Here is an 18,304-nt window from a genome sequence, read left to right on the forward strand (position 1 = left end):
CATGGCGTCACGTCCCACTCACAATCGATCCTTTGCCTCGGATCGTTTGTTTCACTTAAGCTCGCAAGCCTATGTGGAAATCACCTTGAATGTAAGCTGCTATCAGCTACCCAGGACAACCGTCATGCCCGCGTTGATTCAATCCTTTCTGGACGAGGCGTCGTCGACCTACACCTACGTCGTCTATGAAACGCACGCCAGCCCCTGCGCCATCGTCGATTCAGTGCTCAACTACGACCCGGCCTCGGGGCGTACCGACACGGCCCAGGCCGACAAAGTGATTGCCTTCGTCCGTGAACGAGGCCTAAAGGTGCAATGGCTGCTGGAAACCCACGCCCACGCCGATCACCTGTCCGCCGCGCCCTACCTGCGCCGGCAATTGGGCGGCAAGATTGCAATTGGCCAGTCCATCAGCAAAGTCCAGGATGTGTTCAAGAACCTGTTCAACCTGGAGCCGGAGTTCCGGGCCGACGGGTCGCAGTTCGACCATCTGTTTGCTCCCGACGAGATCTTCCACATCGGCAACCTCGAGGCCCAGGCCCTGCACGTGCCTGGGCACACCCCGGCGGACATGGCCTACCTGATCGACGACCAGATGATCCTGGTGGGCGACACCCTGTTCATGCCTGACGTCGGCACCGCCCGCTGCGACTTCCCCGGCGGCGATGCACGCCAGTTATATGCCTCGATGCGCACATTGCTGGCCTTTCCCGGCGAGACGCGCCTGTATGTGTGCCACGACTATCCGCCTGAAGGCCGCGCGGCCAAATGCCTGACCACCGTGGCCGAACAGCGCGCGGGCAATATTCATGTGCATGACGGGGTGGACGAGGCGGCGTTTGTGCAGATGCGCACCCAGCGCGACGCCGGGCTTGGGATGCCGACCCTGTTGCTGCCGGCGATCCAGGTCAACGTACGGGCGGGGAATATGCCGCCGCCGGAGGACAACGGTGTGACCTACCTGAAGATCCCCCTCAACCAGCTTTGAAATACCCAGTCCAATGTGGGTGCGGGACTTGTATGGGAGCTGGCTTGTGTCGGAGCTGGCTTGCCTGCGATAGCCATCGGTATCTACACAACTTTGCCGCACCGCCTAAATCCAGGCAGATAGCGCAGTTGTGGCGAGCGGGCTTGCCCCGCGCTGGGCTGCGACGCAGCCCTAAACCCGGCCATCGAGGTTTATCTGAAGAAACGCGGCGGGCTTTTTGGGGCTGCTTCGCAGCCCAGCGCGGGGCAAGCCCGCTCGCCACGGGGGGCGTCAGTTTCTGAAAGTTGTGTAGATACCTACGCTGCGATAGCGGTATATCAGTCATCGCGGGCAAGCCCGCTCCCACACAAGGTCCGCTTCCACATTTCAGGTTTGCTGTGCTCTTCAGCCCAGGTTGATGCCATTGGCCGGCAGCGGCAGCGCCGTCTTGTAGCGCACCTGCTTGAGCGCAAAGCTGGAGCGGATGTTCGCCACCCCCGGCACCTTGGTCAGGAAATCCATCATAAAGCGCTCCAGTGACTGGATGGTCGGCACCAGCACCCGGATCAGGTAGTCCGGGTCGCCGGCCATCAGGTAGCACTCCATCACCTCCGGCCGGTCGGAAATCGCCCCCTCGAATTGTTGCAACGCCAGTTCGTTCTGTTTTTCCAGGCTGACGTGGATAAACACGTTGACGTGCAGCCCCAGCAAATCGGCATCCAGCAGCGTGACCTGGTCACGGATCAGGCCCAGCTCCTCCATCGCCTTGACCCGGTTGAAACACGGCGTGGGCGACAGGTTGACCGAGCGTGCGAGGTCGGCGTTGGTGATGCGGGCGTTCTCCTGGAGGCTGTTGAGAATCCCGATATCGATACGGTCCAGCTTGCGCATGAGACAAAACCACCTGTTTATTATGTTTATGCAGATTTTTTATCCTCAAATGATCTTATGCGCAACCAAACAGAGATAAATATTCTCCCCGGCCCGGCCTATGATTGTTGTAGGACAAGATTTCCCCTACCCGGGGACTGACTGTCAGCTAAGCGCGCCCACTATAAGAAATCCACAAGATCGAGCGTAGAAAGCCATGACCCAGCAATACGAACCGCTGCGCCTGCACGTTCCCGAGCCTTCTGGCCGTCCAGGTTGCAAGACCGACTTTACCTACCTGCGTCTGACCGACGCCGGTACCGTGCGCAAACCCGCCGTAGACGTAGAACCCGCCGACACCGCCGACCTGGCCAAGGGCCTGATCCGCGTGCTCGACGACCAGGGCCAGGCCCTGGGCCCGTGGGCTGAAGGCGTGCCGGTAGAGATCCTGCGCCGTGGCATGCGTGCCATGCTCAAGACACGGATCTTCGACAACCGCATGGTCGTCGCCCAGCGCCAGAAAAAAATGTCGTTCTACATGCAAAGCCTTGGCGAAGAAGCCATCGGCAGCGCCCAGGCCCTGGCCTTGAATGTTGATGACATGTGCTTCCCCACCTACCGCCAGCAAAGCATCCTGATGGCCCGCGAAGTGCCGCTGGTGGACCTGATCTGCCAACTGCTGTCCAACGAGCGCGACCCGCTCAAGGGCCGTCAGTTGCCGATCATGTACTCGGTCAAGGACTTTGGCTTCTTCACCATTTCCGGCAACCTCGCCACCCAGTTCGTACAGGGCGTGGGCTGGGGCATGGCCTCGGCGATCAAGGGCGATACCAAGATCGCCTCGGCGTGGATCGGCGATGGCGCCACCGCCGAATCGGACTTTCACACCGCCCTGACCTTCGCCCACGTGTACCGCGCGCCGGTGATTCTCAACGTGGTCAACAACCAGTGGGCAATTTCCACCTTCCAGGCAATTGCCGGCGGTGAAGCCACGACCTTTGCCGGACGCGGCGTGGGTTGCGGGATCGCCTCCCTGCGGGTGGACGGCAACGACTTCATTGCCGTGTACGCCGCCTCCGCCTGGGCCGCCGAACGGGCGCGGCGCAACCTCGGCCCGACCCTGATCGAATGGGTCACTTACCGCGCCGGCCCGCACTCCACCTCCGACGACCCGTCCAAATACCGGCCTGCCGACGATTGGAGCCACTTCCCGCTGGGCGACCCGATCGCCCGCCTCAAGCAGCACCTGATCAAGATTGGCCAGTGGTCCGAAGAGGAACACGCCACGGTCACTGCCGAGCTCGAAGCCGAAATACTCAGCGCGCAGAAAGAAGCCGAACAGTACGGCACCCTGGCCGGTGGCCAGATCCCGAGCGCCGCGAGCATGTTCGAAGACGTCTACAAAGAGATGCCGGAGCACTTGAAGCGCCAGCGTCAAGAGTTGGGGATCTGACATGAACGATCACAACAATAAAATCGAGTTGGAAACCGCCATGACCACTACCACCATGACCATGATCCAGGCCCTGCGCTCGGCCATGGATGTGATGCTTGAGCGTGACGATAACGTGGTGGTATTCGGCCAGGACGTCGGTTACTTCGGCGGCGTGTTCCGTTGCACCGAAGGCTTGCAGACCAAGTACGGCACCTCGCGGGTGTTTGACGCACCGATCTCCGAAAGCGGCATCGTCGGCGTGGCCGTGGGCATGGGCGCCTATGGCCTGCGCCCGGTGGCCGAAATCCAGTTCGCCGACTACGTGTACCCGGCCACCGACCAGATCATCTCCGAAGCGGCGCGCCTGCGTTACCGCTCGGCCGGCCAGTTCACCGCGCCTTTGACCATGCGCATGCCCTGCGGCGGCGGCATCTACGGCGGCCAGACCCACAGCCAGAGTATCGAAGCGGTGTTCACCCAGGTCTGCGGCCTGCGCACGGTGATGCCGTCCAACCCCTATGACGCCAAGGGCCTGCTGATCGCCTCCATCGAAAACGATGACCCGGTGATCTTCCTTGAGCCCAAGCGCCTGTACAACGGCCCGTTCGACGGCCACCACGACCGCCCGGTAACGCCATGGTCCAAGCACCCGCAAGCGCAGGTGCCGGACGGTTACTACACCGTTCCGCTGGATGTGGCCGCCATCGTGCGCCCTGGTTCGGCCGTCACCGTGCTGACCTATGGCACCACCGTGTATGTGTCGCAAGTGGCCGCCGAAGAAACCGGGATCGACGCTGAAGTCATCGACCTGCGCAGCCTGTGGCCGCTGGACCTGGAAACCATCGTCAAGTCGGTGAAAAAGACCGGCCGTTGCGTGGTGGTGCATGAAGCCACGCGTACCTGCGGTTTTGGCGCCGAGCTGGTGTCGTTGGTGCAAGAGCATTGCTTCCACTACCTGGAAGCGCCGATCGAACGCGTGACCGGTTGGGACACCCCCTACCCGCACGCGCAAGAGTGGGCGTATTTCCCTGGCCCGACCCGTGTGGGCGCGGCTTTGCAACGGGTCATGGAGGTCTGAATGGGCACGCACGTTATCAAGATGCCGGACATTGGCGAAGGCATCGCAGAAGTTGAGCTGTCGGTATGGCACGTCAAGGTCGGCGATATGGTCGTGGAAGACCAGGTGCTGGCGGACGTCATGACCGACAAGGCGATGGTGGATATTCCCTCGCCAGTCCACGGCAAGGTGATATCGCTCGGCGGTGAGCCGGGTGAAGTCATGGCGGTGGGCAGCATCCTGATCAGCATTGAAGTCGAAGGCGCCGGCAATACCAAGGAGTCGGCGCTGTCGGCAGTGGTTGAGCAAGCCGCGCCGGCGCCCAAGGCCGACATCAAGGCACCGGTGGTTGAAAGCAAGCCGGCCGCCAAGCCGCTGGTGGCTGCGGCGCAAGCCCCGGTGGCCCGCGACGCCGATGAGCGTCCGCTGGCGTCCCCCGCCGTGCGCAAGCATGCGCTGGATGCCGGGATCCAGTTACGCCTGGTCCAGGGCTCGGGCCCGGCCGGGCGCATTCTGCATGACGACCTCGAGGCCTATCTGCAACAGGGCACCACGCGGGCCGCGGCGGGCGCCAACCCGTATGCCGAACGCAACGACGAAGAGCAGATCCCGGTGATCGGCATGCGCCGCAAGATCGCCCAGCGCATGCAGGACGCGACCCGTCGCGCTGCGCATTTCAGCTACGTCGAAGAGATCGACGTGACGGCCCTCGACGACTTGCGCGTACACCTCAATGAAAAACACGGCGCCAGCCGCGGCAAGCTGACGTTGTTGCCATTCCTGGTGCGGGCGATGGTCGTGGCGCTGCGCGATTTCCCGCAGATCAACGCGCGTTATGACGACGAAGCCCAGGTCATCACCCGCCTCGGCGCGGTGCATGTGGGCGTCGCCACCCAGAGCGATGTCGGGCTGATGGTGCCGGTGGTGCGTCATGCCGAAGCGCGCAGCCTGTGGGGCACCGCCGAGGAAATCACCCGCCTGGCCACCGCCGCCCGCACTGGCAAGGCCAGCCGCGACGAGCTGTCGGGCTCGACCATCACCCTGACCAGCCTCGGCGCGTTGGGCGGGATTGTCAGCACCCCGGTGCTGAACCTGCCGGAAGTGGCGATTGTCGGGGTCAACCGCATTGTTGAGCGGCCGATGGTGATCAAGGGGCAGATCGTGATCCGCAAGATGATGAACCTCTCCAGTTCCTTCGATCACCGGGTGGTCGACGGCATGGACGCGGCGCAATTCATCCAGGCCATCCGTGGCCTGCTCGAACAACCCGCCAGCCTGTTCCTGGAGTAAGGGCATGACTCAGACACTGCATACCACGCTGCTGATTATCGGCGGCGGCCCTGGCGGTTACGTGGCGGCAATCCGCGCCGGCCAACTGGGCATCCCGACCATCCTGGTGGAAGGCCAGGCGCTGGGCGGCACCTGCCTGAACATCGGCTGCATTCCGTCCAAGGCGCTGATTCACGTGGCCGAACAGTTCCAGCAAACCGTGCACCTGAGCCAGGGTTCGGCCCTGGGCATCGACGTGGACGTGCCGACCCTGGATATCCGCAAGAGCGTGGAGTGGAAGGACGGCATCGTCGATCGGCTGACCACCGGGGTTGCCGCGCTGCTGAAAAAACACAAAGTCCAGGTCATCCATGGCTGGGCCAAGATCGTCGACGGCAAGACCGTGGACGTGGGCGACCAACGCATCCAGTGCGAGCACCTGCTGCTGGCCACTGGCTCGAAAAGCGTCAACCTGCCGATGCTGCCGATTGGCGGGCCGATCATCTCGTCCACCGAAGCCCTGGCGCCGACCCGGGTGCCAAAGCGCTTGATCGTGGTCGGTGGCGGTTATATCGGCCTGGAACTGGGGATTGCCTACCGCAAGCTCGGGGCCGAGGTCAGCGTGGTCGAGGCCCAGGACCGCATCCTGCCAGCCTACGACGCCGAACTGACGCAACCGGTGGCCGAATCCCTCAAGCAACTGGGGGTCAAGCTGTACCTCAAGCACAGCGTCACCGGGTTTGAAGGTGGCAGCCTGCAAGTACGCGATCCGGAGGGCGGCACCCTGGCCCTGGACACCGACCAGGTGCTGGTCGCCGTTGGTCGCAAACCCAACACCCAGGGCTGGAACCTGGAAGCCCTGGACCTGGCGATGAACGGTGCGGCGATCAAGATCGACAACCGCTGCCAGACCAGCATGCGCAACGTGTGGGCCATCGGCGACCTGAGCGGCGAGCCAATGCTGGCGCACCGGGCCATGGCCCAGGGCGAGATGGTGGCCGAGCTGATCAGCGGCAAGTCCCGGGAATTCAACCCGGCGGCGATCCCGGCGGTGTGTTTTACCGACCCGGAACTGGTGGTGGTCGGCAAGACCCCGGACGAAGCCAAGGCCGCGGGCCTGGACTGCATCGTCTCGAGCTTCCCGTTCGCGGCCAATGGCCGGGCCATGACCCTGGAGTCCAAGACCGGCTTCGTGCGGGTGGTGGCGCGGCGTGACAATCACCTGATTGTCGGCTGGCAGGCAGTGGGGGCTGGCGTGTCCGAACTGTCCACGGCCTTTGGCCTGAGCCTGGAAATGGGCGCGCGCCTGGAAGATGTGGCGGGCACCATCCATGCCCACCCGACCCTGGGTGAAGCGGTGCAGGAAGCAGCCCTGCGGGCGTTGGGGCATGCGTTGCATCTATAAAAAGCGACACACCACCCTGTAGGAGCGAGCTTGCTCGCGAAAAGCTCAAGGGCGCCGCGTTTATTCTGGTCATACGCGCCATCGTTGACGATTCTCGCGAGCAAGCTCGCTCCTACAGGAACCGCATGTAACTGGAAGACCAGCAGCGGAATGAAGTATTGTTGCGCCCATCCAGAAATAAACCGAAAGCCTGCCTTCGACCAGGCGGTTGCGAAGAGATAGAGGGTGTCATGAGTAACGAAAGCATCAATTGGGACAAATTGGGTTTTGACTACATCAAGACCGACAAGCGCTTCCTCCAGACCTGGAAAGACGGCGCCTGGCAAGAAGGCACCCTGACCGACGACAACGTGCTGCACATCAGCGAGGGCTCCACTGCCCTGCACTACGGCCAGCAATGCTTTGAAGGCCTCAAGGCCTATCGCTGCAAGGACGGCTCGATCAACCTGTTCCGCCCGGACCAGAACGCCGCCCGCATGCAACGCAGCTGCGCGCGCCTGCTGATGCCGCAAGTGCCGACCGAAGCCTTTATCGAAGCCTGTAAGGAAGTGGTCCGCGCCAACGAGCGTTTCATCCCGCCGTACGGCACTGGCGGCGCGCTGTACCTGCGCCCGTTCGTGATCGGCACCGGTGACAACATTGGCGTGCGCACCGCGCCCGAGTTCATCTTCTCGATCTTCTGCATCCCGGTTGGCGCCTACTTCAAGGGCGGCCTGACCCCGCACAACTTCCTGATCTCCGGCTACGACCGCGCCGCGCCAAACGGCACCGGCGCCGCCAAGGTCGGTGGCAACTACGCGGCCAGCCTGATGCCCGGCTCCCTGGCGAAAAAAGCCAACTTTGCCGACTGCATCTACCTGGACCCGGCCACCCACTCGAAAATCGAAGAAGTCGGCTCGGCCAACTTCTTCGGGATCACCCACGACAACAAGTTCGTCACCCCGAACTCGCCGTCGGTACTGCCAGGCATCACCCGCCTGTCGCTGATCGAACTGGCCAAGACCCGCCTGGGCCTGGAAGTGGTCGAAGGCGACGTGCTGATCGACAAACTGGCAGACTTCAAGGAAGCCGGTGCCTGCGGTACGGCGGCCGTGATCACGCCTATCGGCGGGATCGAGTACAAAGACAAACTGCACGTGTTCTACAGCGAAAAAGAAGTAGGCCCGGTCACCCAGAAGCTCTACAAAGAGCTGACGGGTGTGCAGTCCGGCGACGTTGAAGCGCCGGCTGGCTGGATCGTCAAGGTCTAAGCCAACCCTGAATGCAGGAGCTGGCTTGTGTGGGAGCTGGCTTGCCTGCGATAGCGGGCTGTCAGTCAACGCATTGGCGACTGATACACCGCTATCGCAGGCAAGCCAGCTCCCACACAAGCCAGCTCCCACATTTGTTTTGGGGTGGTTTCAGGATTTGGGCAGGTTCTGCGCAATCTTCTTGCCCATGCTGATCCTCGGTTCCACGCCATACCCCAGCGCTTCATAGAACCCCACGACCGCCTCATTGCCCGAGGTGATCTGCAGGTTGATCTTCAGGCAACCCAAGGCAATCAATGCCTGTTCCCCATGCCGCACCAACGACGCGCCCAGGCCTTGCCGGCGATAGTCGGGATGCACGGCCACCGAATACAACCAGCCACGATGCCCGTCGTAACCTGCCATCAAGGTGCCAATCACAGCCTTGCCGTGGGTGGCGACAAAGAACAGCCCATCGTCGACCGCCAGCTTTTTATCAATCGCCAACTCCGGCCGGTTATGGGCCGTGTCGTAGCCGAACGCCGCCTGCCATAACGTCACGACCTGGGCACGATGCAAGCGGTCGCGGTAAGGCCCGATGGGGTGGCGGGACGACAATGCCTTCTCCATCACCAGGGTGCGCTCGTTGCCGTGGTACACGTTGCGCACGGTGTGGAACCCCAGCTTGGTATAGAACGGCTCGGCGGTCAGCGACGACGGTACGCTCAATACCGTGACCCCAGCCTCACGGGCCCGCTGTTCGATATCGACCATCAGTTGGCGCCCGATGCCCTGCCCTTGCAGCGCCGGGTTGACGAACACCGAACGCACGACATTGGCGTCCAGGGCGGCCGTGGCGACGATCAGTTGATCCCGGATTGCCACCAGCACGGTGCGGCGGGCAAGCAAGTGCAGCACCGCCTGCGGTGTGAAGTTGCTCGCCACCCGGGCAATCACGTCCGCCGGGTAGTCGCCGGCGTTGCTGCTGTGCAGGGCGGCAAGGATGACCTGGCTGATGCCTTCGGCATCCGAGGCTTGTGCGAGGCGAACGGCGGTAGGCATGACTCCTCCTGACGGACAGCGTTATGACGGCACCCACGATAACAATGTGGGAGCGGGCTTGCTCGCGAATGCGGTGTATCAGTCAACATATCCACCACTGACCCACCGTATTCGCGAGCAAGCCCGCTCCCACATTTTGAGCGGCGCTCGACGCTACAGCCGATTCGGCTGCCATACCCCTCTTTTCAGCTTTCCCGGCTGGGCCACTCCCCTGTTTCAGCCGGGATTCTGCCGCCAGAGCGCACAAAATAGCCTCCATGCCCAACCCCATGGACCCGTGCCCCCATGCAAACCACCAATACCGTCCTGATGATCCGCCCGGCGCACTTTGCCTTTAACCCGGACACCGCGATCAACAACCGTTTCCAGCGCGCGCCCGCAGATCCGGTGGCCGCACAGCACAAAGCGCTGGAAGAGTTCGACGGATACGTCCAGACCCTGCGCCAGCATGGCGTGGAAGTGTTGGTGGTGCAGGACACGCCCGCGCCCCATACCCCGGATTCGATCTTCCCCAATAACTGGTGGAGCAGCCATGCCGATGGCAGCCTGGTGCTGTACCCGATGGAAGGCCAGAACCGCCGCCTGGAGCGCAACAAAGGCGTGTTGCAAGTGCTGGAGCAACGCTTCGCGATCAAACACACCATCGACTTCAGCCACCTGGAACAACAGAACATGTTCCTCGAAGGCACCGGCAGCATGGTCCTCGACCGCCAGCACCGCATCAGCTACGCCTGTCACTCCGGACGCACCCACCACGATGCCCTGCGCCAGTTTGCCGAGCGCCTGGACTATCAGGTCTGCGCCTTCCACGCCGTCGACCGCCATCACGCACCGATCTACCACAGCAACGTGATGATGAGCGTCGGCCGCGACCTGTCGGTGGTGTGCCTGGACGCGCTACCCCAAGCCCACGAACGCCTGGGCCTGGAACGTTCCCTGCGCGACACCGGCAAAGACATCCTGGCCCTGGACTTCGACCAGTTGGAAGCCTTCGCCGGCAACATGCTGGAGGTCCACGACCGCGACGGCCAGCCGCTGTTGGTGATGTCCGCCAGCGCCTGGCGCTCGCTCAAGCCGGCGCAGCGCCAGCATGTGGAGCGCCACACCCACCCGGTGGTGGTGAATATCGACAATATCGAACGCATCGGCGGCGGCAGTGCCCGCTGCATGTTGGCCGAAGTGCATCTGCCGGCCCGCGCCTCATTCCAATAAGGAGTTTTTCCATGACCCGTTATATCGACGTCAACGACCTCAGCTACCTGGTATCGCAAAAAGGCCTGCAAACCTGCATCACCGAGATGGCCGAGTACATCCGCGCCGACTACCTGCGCTGGAACGACTTTGAGAAATGCGCACGCCTGGCCAACCACTCGCCCGAGGGCGTGATCGAGCTGATGCCGGTCTCGGATGCTTCGCTGTATGCCTTCAAATACGTCAACGGCCACCCGAAAAACACCCAGAGCGGCATGCTCACCGTCATGGCGTTCGGTGCCCTGGGGGATGTGGACACCGGCAAGCCGGTGCTGCTCAGCGAGATGACCCTGACCACCGCGATCCGCACTGCCGCGACTTCGGCCCTGGTCGCCCGCTACCTGGCCCGCGACAACAGCCGCAGCATGGCGCTGATCGGCAACGGTTCGCAAAGTGAATTCCAGGCCCTGGCCTTCCATGCGCTGCTGGGCATCAACGAAATTCGCCTGTTCGATATCGATACCCAGGCCATGCACAAGCTGGCGAACAATCTCAAGGCCTTCCCGGCCATCAAGGTGACCCTGGCCGGTAGCGTTGCCGAAGCGGTCAAAGGCGCCGATATCGTCACCACCGTAACCGCCGACAAGGCCTACGCCACGATCCTTACCGACGAGATGATCGAGCCCGGCATGCACCTCAATGCCGTGGGCGGCGACTGCCCTGGCAAGACCGAACTGGACCGCCGTATCGTCGAGCGCGCCCGGGTGATCGTGGAGTACGAACCACAAAGCCGTATCGAGGGCGAAATCCAGCATATGCCCGAGGACTCGCCAGTCACCGAGCTGTGGCAGGTGATCAACGGTCAGAAGCCGGGCCGGGAAAACCCGCGCCAGGTAACCCTGTTCGACTCCGTGGGTTTTGCCCTCGAAGACTATTCGGCCCTGCGCTATGTACTGGATGTGGCCAAGGCCCTGGACGTGGGCAGCGAGTTGGAGTTGGTACCGGACCTGGCCGACCCCAAGGACCTGTTCGCCCGCCTGGCCCAACAACCGGCCGCACAGCACAAAAAGCGCGCCTGAAACCGCTCTGGCCTGCTGCTTTGCGCGAGCGGCGGGCCCCGGAGCCGGGTTTGAAAAGCCGATATGCAGGGTGTTGCAGCCGATTCTGCTGCAACCGGAGTTTTAACAGCGTATTCCGCGTGCCAACCCCTAGGTAAACGACACAAAAAACGCACCACCATGAAGCATTCTGAGCGCGACCAAAGAGTCAGCAAATGAATGCATGCCGCACCCTTTCTACTGCCCTGACATCAATTACAAAATATAGGGAAAACACCATGACTCCGCTCCGATCACTCATCGCCGCGCTGCTCCTGCCTTTGTGCGCCAACGCCGTCCAGGCCCAGGAATGGAAAGAAATCCGTTTCGGCGTGTTCCCCGAGTACCCCCCCTTTGAATCCGTGGCCGCCGATGGCAGCCTGCAAGGTTTCGACATTGAATTGGGCAACGCCATCTGTGCCAAGCTCGAAGTCAAATGCACCTGGGTCAACAACGAGTTCGACGGCATGATCCCGGCGCTGCGTGCGCGCAAGTTCGACGCCATCATGTCCTCCATGGCCGTGACCCCGGCCCGGCAAAAACAGATCGACTTCAGCGACCGCTTGTTCCTCAGCCCCACCTCGGTGATTACCCGCAAGGGCGCTGCCTTCGGCGACACCCCGGAATCGCTCAAAGGCAAGCAGGTCGGCGTGCTCCAGGGCTCGTTGCAGGAAGCCTACGCCCGTGCGCACCTGGCCAAGCTCGGCGCGCAGGTCAAGGCGTATCAGTCCCAGGACCAGAACTACGCCGACCTGCAAAACGGCCGCCTCGACGCGACGTTGACCGACAAGCTCGAAGCCCAGCTCAACTTCCTGTCCAAGCCTGAAGGTGCCGACTACCAGTCCGGCCCAGCCTTCAAGGACCCGACCTTGCCCCTGGACATTGCCATGGGCCTGCGCAAGAACGACCAGGAGTTGCGGGCGCTGATCAACAAGGGTATCGCGGCCATCCAGGCTGATGGCACCTACGCGCTGATCCAGAAGAAGTACTTCGGTGACGAAGACATCTATCACGAATAACGTCAGCAGATAGCCTCTCCCCCTGTAGGAGCAGCTTGCTCGCGAAAAACGTCAACGATAACGCGTAAAGCCAGATTAAACGCGGTGCCCTTGAGTTCTTCGCGAGCAAGCTCGCTCCTACAAAAGGGACACCGTGCCCATCGAGATCTCCCCCCATGAATGAACTCCTCAACCTGCAAGGCTTCGGCCCGCTGTTGGCCCAGGGTGCCTGGATGACCATCAAGCTGGCGTTCCTCGCGCTGGTCCTGAGCCTGACCCTGGGCCTGGTCGCCGCCGGTGCCAAGCTGTCCAGCCATAAGCTGTTGCGCATCCCGGCCACGCTCTACACCACTTTGATCCGCAGTGTGCCGGACCTGGTGCTGATCCTGCTGATCTTCTACAGCCTGCAACTGTGGCTCAATGACCTGACCGAAATGCTCGGCTGGAATTACTTCGAAATCGATCCATTCACCGCAGGCGTCATCACCCTGGGCTTTATCTACGGCGCGTATTTCACCGAAAACTTTCGCGGCGCGATGCTCAGTGTGCCCGTGGGCCAACTGGAAGCAGCGACCGCCTACGGCTTGAGTCGCTGGCAGCGCTTTCGGCTGGTGATGTTCCCGCAATTGATGCGCTTTGCGCTGCCGGGGTTGGGCAATAACTGGCTGGTGCTGCTCAAGTCCACGGCGCTGGTGTCGATCATCGGCCTGGCAGACCTGGTCAAGGCCGCGCAGAACGCCGGCAAGACCACCAATGACCCGCTGTACTTCCTGATCCTCGCGGGCCTGGTGTACCTGTTGATCACCACCCTCTCCAACCGCATCTTCAAACGCCTGGAACGGCGCTACAACGTCGGCATCAAGGGGGTCGCGCGATGATTGAACTGATCCAGCAATATGGCCTGGCGTACCTGTGGACCGATGGCTCGGGCTTTTCCGGAGTGGCCATGACCTTGTGGCTGTTTATCGTGTCGGTGATCCTCGGGTTTGTCCTGTCGATCCCGCTGGCAATTGCCCGCGTCAGCGAGCACTTCTGGCTACGCTGGCCGGTGGAGGTGTACACCTACCTGTTTCGTGGCACGCCGCTGTATATCCAGTTGCTGATTTGCTACACCGGCCTGTACAGCCTGCAAGTGGTGCAAGACACCGCCCTGCTCAATCAGTTTTTCCGCGATGCGTTGAACTGCACCCTCCTGGCCTTTGTGCTCAACACCTGTGCCTACACCGTGGAAATCTTCGCCGGGGCCATTCGCAATATTCCCCACGGTGAAATTGAAGCAGCGCGGGCCTATGGTTTGCACGGCTGGCGGATGAACCTGTTCGTGGTGATCCCCGCCGCGCTGCGCCGCGCGTTGCCGGCCTACAGCAACGAAATGATCCTGATGCTGCACGCCACGTCCCTGGCGTTTACCGCAACCATCGCCGACATCCTCAAGGTGGCCCGCGACGCCAACGCCGAAACGTTCCTTACGTTCCAGGCCTTCGGCATTGCCGCGCTGCTGTACATGCTGCTGTCCTTTGCATTGGTGGGCCTGTTCCGACTGGCCGAACGACGCTGGATGCGCTTTCTTGTCCCGACCCGAGGCTAACCCATGAACCAGTCCGCACAGGCCCTGGCCGCCCATCCTGCTGATCTTGCCACCTCCCGCCCGACTGCTGTTGCTGCCAGTGCCAGCGTCAAGCTCAAGGTCGAAGACCTGCACAAAAGCTACGGCGAGCATGAAGTGCTCAAGGGCGTTTCCCTTAACGCCAGCAAGGGCGACGTGATCAGCCTGATCGGCGCCAGCGGCTCCGGCAAGAGCACCATGCTGCGCTGCATCAACTTCCTCGAACAACCCGACGCTGGGGTGATTACCCTGGATGGCATCAGCATTGAAATGCGCCAGGGCCGCGCCGGCGTGCAAGCGCCGCACCAGGCGCAACTGCAGAACCTGCGCACGCGCCTGGCCATGGTGTTCCAGCATTTCAACCTGTGGAGCCACATGACCGTGCTGGAGAACATCTGCATGGCACCGCGCCGGGTGTTGGGCGTGAGCGCCGCCGAAGCGGAAAAACGCGCGCGGATGTACCTGGATAAAGTTGGCCTGCCAAGCCGGGTCGCGGATCAATACCCGGCGTTTCTCTCCGGCGGCCAGCAACAGCGGGTGGCCATCGCCAGGGCGCTGGCCATGGAGCCGGAGATTATCCTGTTCGACGAACCGACCTCGGCGCTGGATCCAGAGCTTGTAGGGGAAGTCCTCAAAGTCATACAGACGTTGGCCGAGGAAGGTCGTACCATGCTCATGGTCACCCACGAAATGGGCTTTGCCCGGCAGGTGTCCAGCCAGGTGCTGTTCCTGCACCAGGGCCGTGTCGAAGAACAAGGCAACGCCGAGATTCTCGACCATCCCAAGAGCGAACGTTTGCAGCAATTTCTCTCCAACCGCTTGAAGTGAATACAGAATCGACCATGGATACCAAGGCCAACGGACCCCATTCCTCCCCTGCGCTGGATCGCATTGATGAAGCCATCATCGATGTATTGCGCCATCAGGGGCGCATCACCTACGAGAAGCTGTCTTCGCTGGTGCACCTGACCCCCAGGCCCTGCCTGGAACGGGTGCGCAAGCTGGAGCGGCGCGGGGTGATACGCGGCTATGGCGCGATCATCGATGTGCAGATGGTCTCGCCGGGGTTGTCGTTGCTGGTGCTGGTGGCCCTGTCCAACCAGAGCGGGCGCTCGGCGCAAAAGGCCTTCGAAGCCTGCGTCAAGGCCTGCCCGCAAGTGTTCGAATGCCAACTGATCAGCGGCCCCTTCGACTACAGCCTGCGCATGCGCTGCCGGGACATGGAGCACTACCGCGTGCTGACGGAAACCTGGTTAAACAATGATGAGCTGCACATTGATAAATTGGTGGCCCATCCGGAGTTGGCGGTGGTGAAAAACACTGCGACTGAGTTGGCCTGAGACGCACTGCCAGATACACAGAAGATCAAATGTGGGAGCGGGCTTGCTCGCGAATGCGGTGGGTCAGTGATGGATAGGTTGACTGATACGCCGCATTCGCGAGCAAGCCCGCTCCCACATTTAACCGTGCCCGCTTGATATTCTCTTACCTCGCCGAGCCGCCACGAGGCTCGCCTGCCCATCCCGCTGCTTCCCCGTTCGCGCCTCGCTGATCAACCCCGGTATCAACTTGCCCTCCGGCAGATTCTTCCAGAACCGGCTCGGCAGGTGCCCTTCCATGACTTTGGGATTCAACCGTGCCGGGTTGAAGATATGGCTGTAGTAGGTCAGCCACATGGCACTGTGTGGGTCCTCGACATTCTGCGCCAACTGCTGCCATTGCTCCGGGCACTGGCGTTGATGGATCAACTGCTCACCGTCGTAATACACCCCATCCAGGGGCGTGGCGATCATCCAGCGATGGCGGCCCATGCGCCCGACAAAGTGCTGGCTGGCACTGTGCAAAATGTCGTGGGCCGGCTCGTGCCACGCCACGTACTCCGGCAACTGCGGGCCCGCCGCTGCCGGCAGGGCGATAAAACGTACAAACGCGTGCAGATGATGCGCTTCGCGCCGCACCTGCTTGATCCGCCGCTGCAGCTCGCTGCCCAGTTGATCCCCGGCCATCATTGCCGTGCGGTCACCATGGCTGACACGCCACAGCACTTCATACAGCAGGCTCCAGCGTTGCTCGCCGTGGTAACAGGCTGCGCTTTCCAGCAACTCCAGCAGCGCCTTCGGTATACGCGCCTGGAACGGGCCATTGTGCGCGGGGTAATGCTCATCGGTGGCGAACAGATCCGCCACTTCCACTTCGCCCCAACTGACATGGCTGGGGTCGATCTGATGGCTGAGCAGCCAGCGCGCCTGCTCGCGCCAGGTACTGAACAGGTTGTCGCATTCCAGGCTGATCATCCCCACAACCCCATCTGTTGCGGTTGCGGGCGGTCGCGCAGTTGCTCGCGCAGCAGCACGCTGGTGCTTTCCGCTTGTTGAGGGTGGTAGTCGCTGGTGATGAAAAACGGCTTGGCCTTGGTCAACACGCAGCGCATGCGCGCCAGGTCTTCAAAGCGGATCTTGCGCTGCCGGCGCAGTTCCACCAGACGCTCGGTGGTGCGCAGGCCAATCCCCGGGATCCGTGCGATCAACGTCGCCTCGGCACGGTTCAGGTCCAGCGGGAACACCTCACGATGCTCCAGGGCCCAGGCCAGTTTGGGGTCGATATCCAGCGCCAGATCCCCCGGCCCGGCGAACAGTTCATTGGCGCGAAAGCCATAACTGCGCAGCAGGAAATCCGCTTGATACAACCGGTGCTCGCGCATCAACGGCGGCGCCGCCAGGGGCACGCTTTTCGGGCTATTGGGGATCGGGCTGAACGCCGAGTAATAGACCCGGCGCAACTTGAAGTTGCCATACAACGCTTCGGCACCGTGGAGGATAGTGCTGTCATCCGTGTCATCGGCACCGACAATCATCTGCGTGCTCTGCCCCGCCGGCGCAAAACGCGGTGAACGGGGCTCGTTGAGCACGGTTTGCTCGCCGGTGAAAATCGTCTGCATCGCCTGCTTGATCGAGCCGATCTGCTTCTCTGGCGCGAGGATCTGCAGGCTCTTATCGGTGGGCAACTCAATGTTCACACTCAAGCGATCGGCATAACGCCCGGCCTCGGCGATCAATGCAGGATCGGCTTCGGGAATGGTCTTGAGGTGGATGTAACCGCGAAAGTCATGCTCCTCGCGCAACAGCTTGGCGACCCGTACCAACTGCTCCATGGTGTAGTCCGCCGAACGGATGATCCCCGAACTGAGAAACAAGCCACTGACGCAATTGCGCCGGTAGAAGTCCAGGGTCAGGCTCACCACCTCCTCCGGGTTGAACCGTGCACGGGGCACATCGCTGGAGCGGCGGTTGACACAGTATTGGCAGTCGTAAAGGCAGAAATTGGTCAGCAACACCTTGAGCAACGACACACAGCGCCCATCGGGCGTGTAGCTGTGGCAAATGCCCATGCCATCGCTCGATCCCAGCCCGGCCTTGCCCTCGGAACTGCGCTTGGGCGCCCCGCTGCTGGCGCAGGACGCGTCGTACTTGGCCGCATCGGCGAGGATGCTGAGTTTTTCGATCAACTGCATGGCGGGCTACCGGATACTGTATTTTTGTACAGTATCAGCAGCGACGCGTGCTATTCAAGGACAGACAGGCGAACGGTAGAACAAATCACTGTAGGAGCCAGCTTGTCGGCGACAAGGCCCGCAGACGTGCGGCGTACCTTGGAACGCCATCACCGGCAAGCCGGCTCCTGCAGGGGCTCGGTGTCAGGTCTTCAATCGTCGCGTGTCAGCACTTCCAGCAACTCAATCTCGAAATGCAGGTTGCTATGGGGTTGGATATGCTTGCCCATCGTTCGCTCGCCATAGGCCAGATGCGCCGGCACAAACAGCTTGCGCAGCCCGCCGACCTTCATCCCGATCAGGCCCTGGTCCCATCCCTTGATCACACGCCCTGTTCCAATCACACACTGAAACGGCTTGCCCCGCTCCCAGGACGAGTCAAACACCGTACCGTCTTCCAGGGTGCCGGTGTATTGGGTGGTAATGAGTGCACCCTTGACCACGGTTTTACCGTCGCCTTGGCGGATGTCGGTGATTTGCAGTGTTTCGTCGCTCATGGGGAATCTCGTTGGGTTCAACAGGCTCGGTTTTTCCCAGAATCGGCGGGGTTTGGCAAGTGCAGGAATAA

The 18,304-nt window shown here is 61.8% G+C and carries 18 protein-coding genes; 13 read left to right on the forward strand and 5 right to left on the reverse strand.

Annotated elements, in window-relative coordinates; translation table 11 throughout:
* Positions 1 to 124 precede the first annotated feature (124 nt).
* A complete protein-coding gene (locus C5F71_RS01505) occupies positions 125 to 988 on the forward strand; it encodes an MBL fold metallo-hydrolase (RefSeq protein ID WP_104910435.1) in 864 nt (287 codons plus the stop codon).
* A gap of 384 nt (positions 989 to 1,372) precedes the next feature.
* Here C5F71_RS01505 and bkdR read toward each other — a convergent pair whose 3' ends face one another.
* Complete coding sequence (bkdR, locus tag C5F71_RS01510) at positions 1,373 to 1,858, reverse strand: Bkd operon transcriptional regulator BkdR (protein ID WP_032860173.1); 486 nt, start codon at positions 1,856 to 1,858, stop codon at positions 1,373 to 1,375.
* A 196-nt stretch (positions 1,859 to 2,054) separates the two neighbouring features.
* Here bkdR and C5F71_RS01515 point away from each other — a divergent pair, with 196 nt between their 5' ends.
* The 5 genes from C5F71_RS01515 (at position 2,055) to C5F71_RS01535 (ending at position 8,253) form a co-directional block, all read left to right on the forward strand.
* Positions 2,055 to 3,290, forward strand: coding sequence for a 3-methyl-2-oxobutanoate dehydrogenase (2-methylpropanoyl-transferring) subunit alpha (locus C5F71_RS01515; protein WP_029296528.1), 1,236 nt, complete (start codon positions 2,055 to 2,057; stop codon positions 3,288 to 3,290).
* Between the two features lies 1 nt (position 3,291).
* Positions 3,292 to 4,350: an alpha-ketoacid dehydrogenase subunit beta gene (locus C5F71_RS01520; RefSeq protein WP_029296529.1), complete on the forward strand. Its 1,059-nt coding sequence runs from the start codon at positions 3,292 to 3,294 to the stop codon at positions 4,348 to 4,350.
* Positions 4,351 to 5,619, forward strand: a complete 1,269-nt coding sequence (locus tag C5F71_RS01525; RefSeq protein ID WP_104910436.1) for a dihydrolipoamide acetyltransferase family protein — start codon at positions 4,351 to 4,353, stop codon at positions 5,617 to 5,619.
* Between the two features lie 4 nt (positions 5,620 to 5,623).
* Entirely contained in the window at positions 5,624 to 7,003 is a 1,380-nt protein-coding gene (lpdA, locus tag C5F71_RS01530; protein ID WP_029296533.1) for a dihydrolipoyl dehydrogenase, read from the forward strand.
* Positions 7,004 to 7,233: 230 nt separating this feature from the next.
* Positions 7,234 to 8,253 carry a branched-chain amino acid aminotransferase gene (locus C5F71_RS01535; RefSeq protein WP_029296535.1) on the forward strand — a complete coding sequence of 340 codons (1,020 nt, stop codon included), beginning with the start codon at positions 7,234 to 7,236 and terminating at the stop codon, positions 8,251 to 8,253.
* Between the two features lie 150 nt (positions 8,254 to 8,403).
* On the opposite strand, the gene C5F71_RS01540 is transcribed toward C5F71_RS01535, so the two are convergent.
* Positions 8,404 to 9,294, reverse strand: a complete 891-nt coding sequence (locus tag C5F71_RS01540; RefSeq protein ID WP_104910437.1) for a GNAT family acetyltransferase — start codon at positions 9,292 to 9,294, stop codon at positions 8,404 to 8,406.
* 285 nt (positions 9,295 to 9,579) lie between these two features.
* Here C5F71_RS01540 and ctlX point away from each other — a divergent pair, with 285 nt between their 5' ends.
* The 7 genes from ctlX (at position 9,580) to C5F71_RS01580 (ending at position 15,526) form a co-directional block, all read left to right on the forward strand.
* Positions 9,580 to 10,506, forward strand: coding sequence for a citrulline utilization hydrolase CtlX (ctlX, locus tag C5F71_RS01550; protein WP_070995661.1), 927 nt, complete (start codon positions 9,580 to 9,582; stop codon positions 10,504 to 10,506).
* Between the two features lie 11 nt (positions 10,507 to 10,517).
* Positions 10,518 to 11,564, forward strand: a complete 1,047-nt coding sequence (locus C5F71_RS01555; protein WP_029296538.1) for an ornithine cyclodeaminase — start codon at positions 10,518 to 10,520, stop codon at positions 11,562 to 11,564.
* Between the two features lie 257 nt (positions 11,565 to 11,821).
* Complete coding sequence (locus C5F71_RS01560; RefSeq protein ID WP_104910439.1) at positions 11,822 to 12,601, forward strand: ABC transporter substrate-binding protein; 780 nt, start codon at positions 11,822 to 11,824, stop codon at positions 12,599 to 12,601.
* A 155-nt stretch (positions 12,602 to 12,756) separates the two neighbouring features.
* A complete protein-coding gene (locus C5F71_RS01565) occupies positions 12,757 to 13,458 on the forward strand; it encodes an ABC transporter permease (protein ID WP_104910440.1) in 702 nt (233 codons plus the stop codon).
* Positions 13,455 to 14,168, forward strand: coding sequence for an ABC transporter permease (locus C5F71_RS01570; RefSeq protein ID WP_029296541.1), 714 nt, complete (start codon positions 13,455 to 13,457; stop codon positions 14,166 to 14,168). The genes C5F71_RS01565 and C5F71_RS01570 overlap by 4 nt, the downstream gene beginning before the upstream one ends.
* A gap of 3 nt (positions 14,169 to 14,171) precedes the next feature.
* Positions 14,172 to 15,014, forward strand: coding sequence for an ABC transporter ATP-binding protein (locus C5F71_RS01575; RefSeq protein WP_254813628.1), 843 nt, complete (start codon positions 14,172 to 14,174; stop codon positions 15,012 to 15,014).
* Positions 15,015 to 15,028: 14 nt separating this feature from the next.
* On the forward strand, positions 15,029 to 15,526 hold the full coding sequence (locus tag C5F71_RS01580) for an Lrp/AsnC family transcriptional regulator (RefSeq protein ID WP_029296543.1): 498 nt from the start codon (positions 15,029 to 15,031) through the stop codon (positions 15,524 to 15,526).
* Between the two features lie 120 nt (positions 15,527 to 15,646).
* Here the strand turns inward: C5F71_RS01580 and C5F71_RS01590 are convergent, their stop codons facing one another.
* From C5F71_RS01590 to C5F71_RS01600, 3 genes are all read right to left on the reverse strand, one after another.
* Positions 15,647 to 16,480 carry a TIGR03915 family putative DNA repair protein gene (locus C5F71_RS01590; RefSeq protein ID WP_029296544.1) on the reverse strand — a complete coding sequence of 278 codons (834 nt, stop codon included), beginning with the start codon at positions 16,478 to 16,480 and terminating at the stop codon, positions 15,647 to 15,649.
* Complete coding sequence (locus C5F71_RS01595; protein WP_029296545.1) at positions 16,477 to 17,697, reverse strand: putative DNA modification/repair radical SAM protein; 1,221 nt, start codon at positions 17,695 to 17,697, stop codon at positions 16,477 to 16,479. Before C5F71_RS01595 ends, C5F71_RS01590 begins: the two co-directional genes overlap by 4 nt.
* 191 nt (positions 17,698 to 17,888) lie before the next feature.
* Positions 17,889 to 18,233 (reverse strand): FKBP-type peptidyl-prolyl cis-trans isomerase, encoded by a 345-nt coding sequence (locus C5F71_RS01600; RefSeq protein WP_029296546.1) that lies wholly within the window; start codon positions 18,231 to 18,233, stop codon positions 17,889 to 17,891.
* Between the last annotated feature and the right edge of the window lie 71 nt (positions 18,234 to 18,304).

Origin of the sequence: Pseudomonas sp. LG1D9 (assembly GCF_002949995.1) — a bacterium.
In the GTDB taxonomy this organism is placed as follows: Bacteria; Pseudomonadota; Gammaproteobacteria; order Pseudomonadales; family Pseudomonadaceae; genus Aquipseudomonas; species Aquipseudomonas proteolytica.

Excerpts from the sequence above, each read along its gene's own strand:
- lpdA (WP_029296533.1), top strand. The coding sequence starts at position 5,624 with ATGACTCAGACACTGCATACCACGCTGCTGATTATCGGCGGCGGCCCT.
- C5F71_RS01540 (WP_104910437.1), bottom strand. The coding sequence starts at position 9,294 with ATGCCTACCGCCGTTCGCCTCGCACAAGCCTCGGATGCCGAAGGCATC.
- C5F71_RS01520 (WP_029296529.1), top strand. The coding sequence starts at position 3,292 with ATGAACGATCACAACAATAAAATCGAGTTGGAAACCGCCATGACCACT.
- C5F71_RS01515 (WP_029296528.1), top strand. The coding sequence starts at position 2,055 with ATGACCCAGCAATACGAACCGCTGCGCCTGCACGTTCCCGAGCCTTCT.
- C5F71_RS01525 (WP_104910436.1), top strand. The coding sequence starts at position 4,351 with ATGGGCACGCACGTTATCAAGATGCCGGACATTGGCGAAGGCATCGCA.
- C5F71_RS01505 (WP_104910435.1), top strand. The coding sequence starts at position 125 with ATGCCCGCGTTGATTCAATCCTTTCTGGACGAGGCGTCGTCGACCTAC.
- C5F71_RS01560 (WP_104910439.1), top strand. The coding sequence starts at position 11,822 with ATGACTCCGCTCCGATCACTCATCGCCGCGCTGCTCCTGCCTTTGTGC.
- C5F71_RS01600 (WP_029296546.1), bottom strand. The coding sequence starts at position 18,233 with ATGAGCGACGAAACACTGCAAATCACCGACATCCGCCAAGGCGACGGT.
- bkdR (WP_032860173.1), bottom strand. The coding sequence starts at position 1,858 with ATGCGCAAGCTGGACCGTATCGATATCGGGATTCTCAACAGCCTCCAG.
- C5F71_RS01590 (WP_029296544.1), bottom strand. The coding sequence starts at position 16,480 with ATGATCAGCCTGGAATGCGACAACCTGTTCAGTACCTGGCGCGAGCAG.
- C5F71_RS01565 (WP_104910440.1), top strand. The coding sequence starts at position 12,757 with ATGAATGAACTCCTCAACCTGCAAGGCTTCGGCCCGCTGTTGGCCCAG.
- C5F71_RS01535 (WP_029296535.1), top strand. The coding sequence starts at position 7,234 with ATGAGTAACGAAAGCATCAATTGGGACAAATTGGGTTTTGACTACATC.
- ctlX (WP_070995661.1), top strand. The coding sequence starts at position 9,580 with ATGCAAACCACCAATACCGTCCTGATGATCCGCCCGGCGCACTTTGCC.
- C5F71_RS01555 (WP_029296538.1), top strand. The coding sequence starts at position 10,518 with ATGACCCGTTATATCGACGTCAACGACCTCAGCTACCTGGTATCGCAA.
- C5F71_RS01575 (WP_254813628.1), top strand. The coding sequence starts at position 14,172 with ATGAACCAGTCCGCACAGGCCCTGGCCGCCCATCCTGCTGATCTTGCC.
- C5F71_RS01595 (WP_029296545.1), bottom strand. The coding sequence starts at position 17,697 with ATGCAGTTGATCGAAAAACTCAGCATCCTCGCCGATGCGGCCAAGTAC.
- C5F71_RS01580 (WP_029296543.1), top strand. The coding sequence starts at position 15,029 with ATGGATACCAAGGCCAACGGACCCCATTCCTCCCCTGCGCTGGATCGC.
- C5F71_RS01570 (WP_029296541.1), top strand. The coding sequence starts at position 13,455 with ATGATTGAACTGATCCAGCAATATGGCCTGGCGTACCTGTGGACCGAT.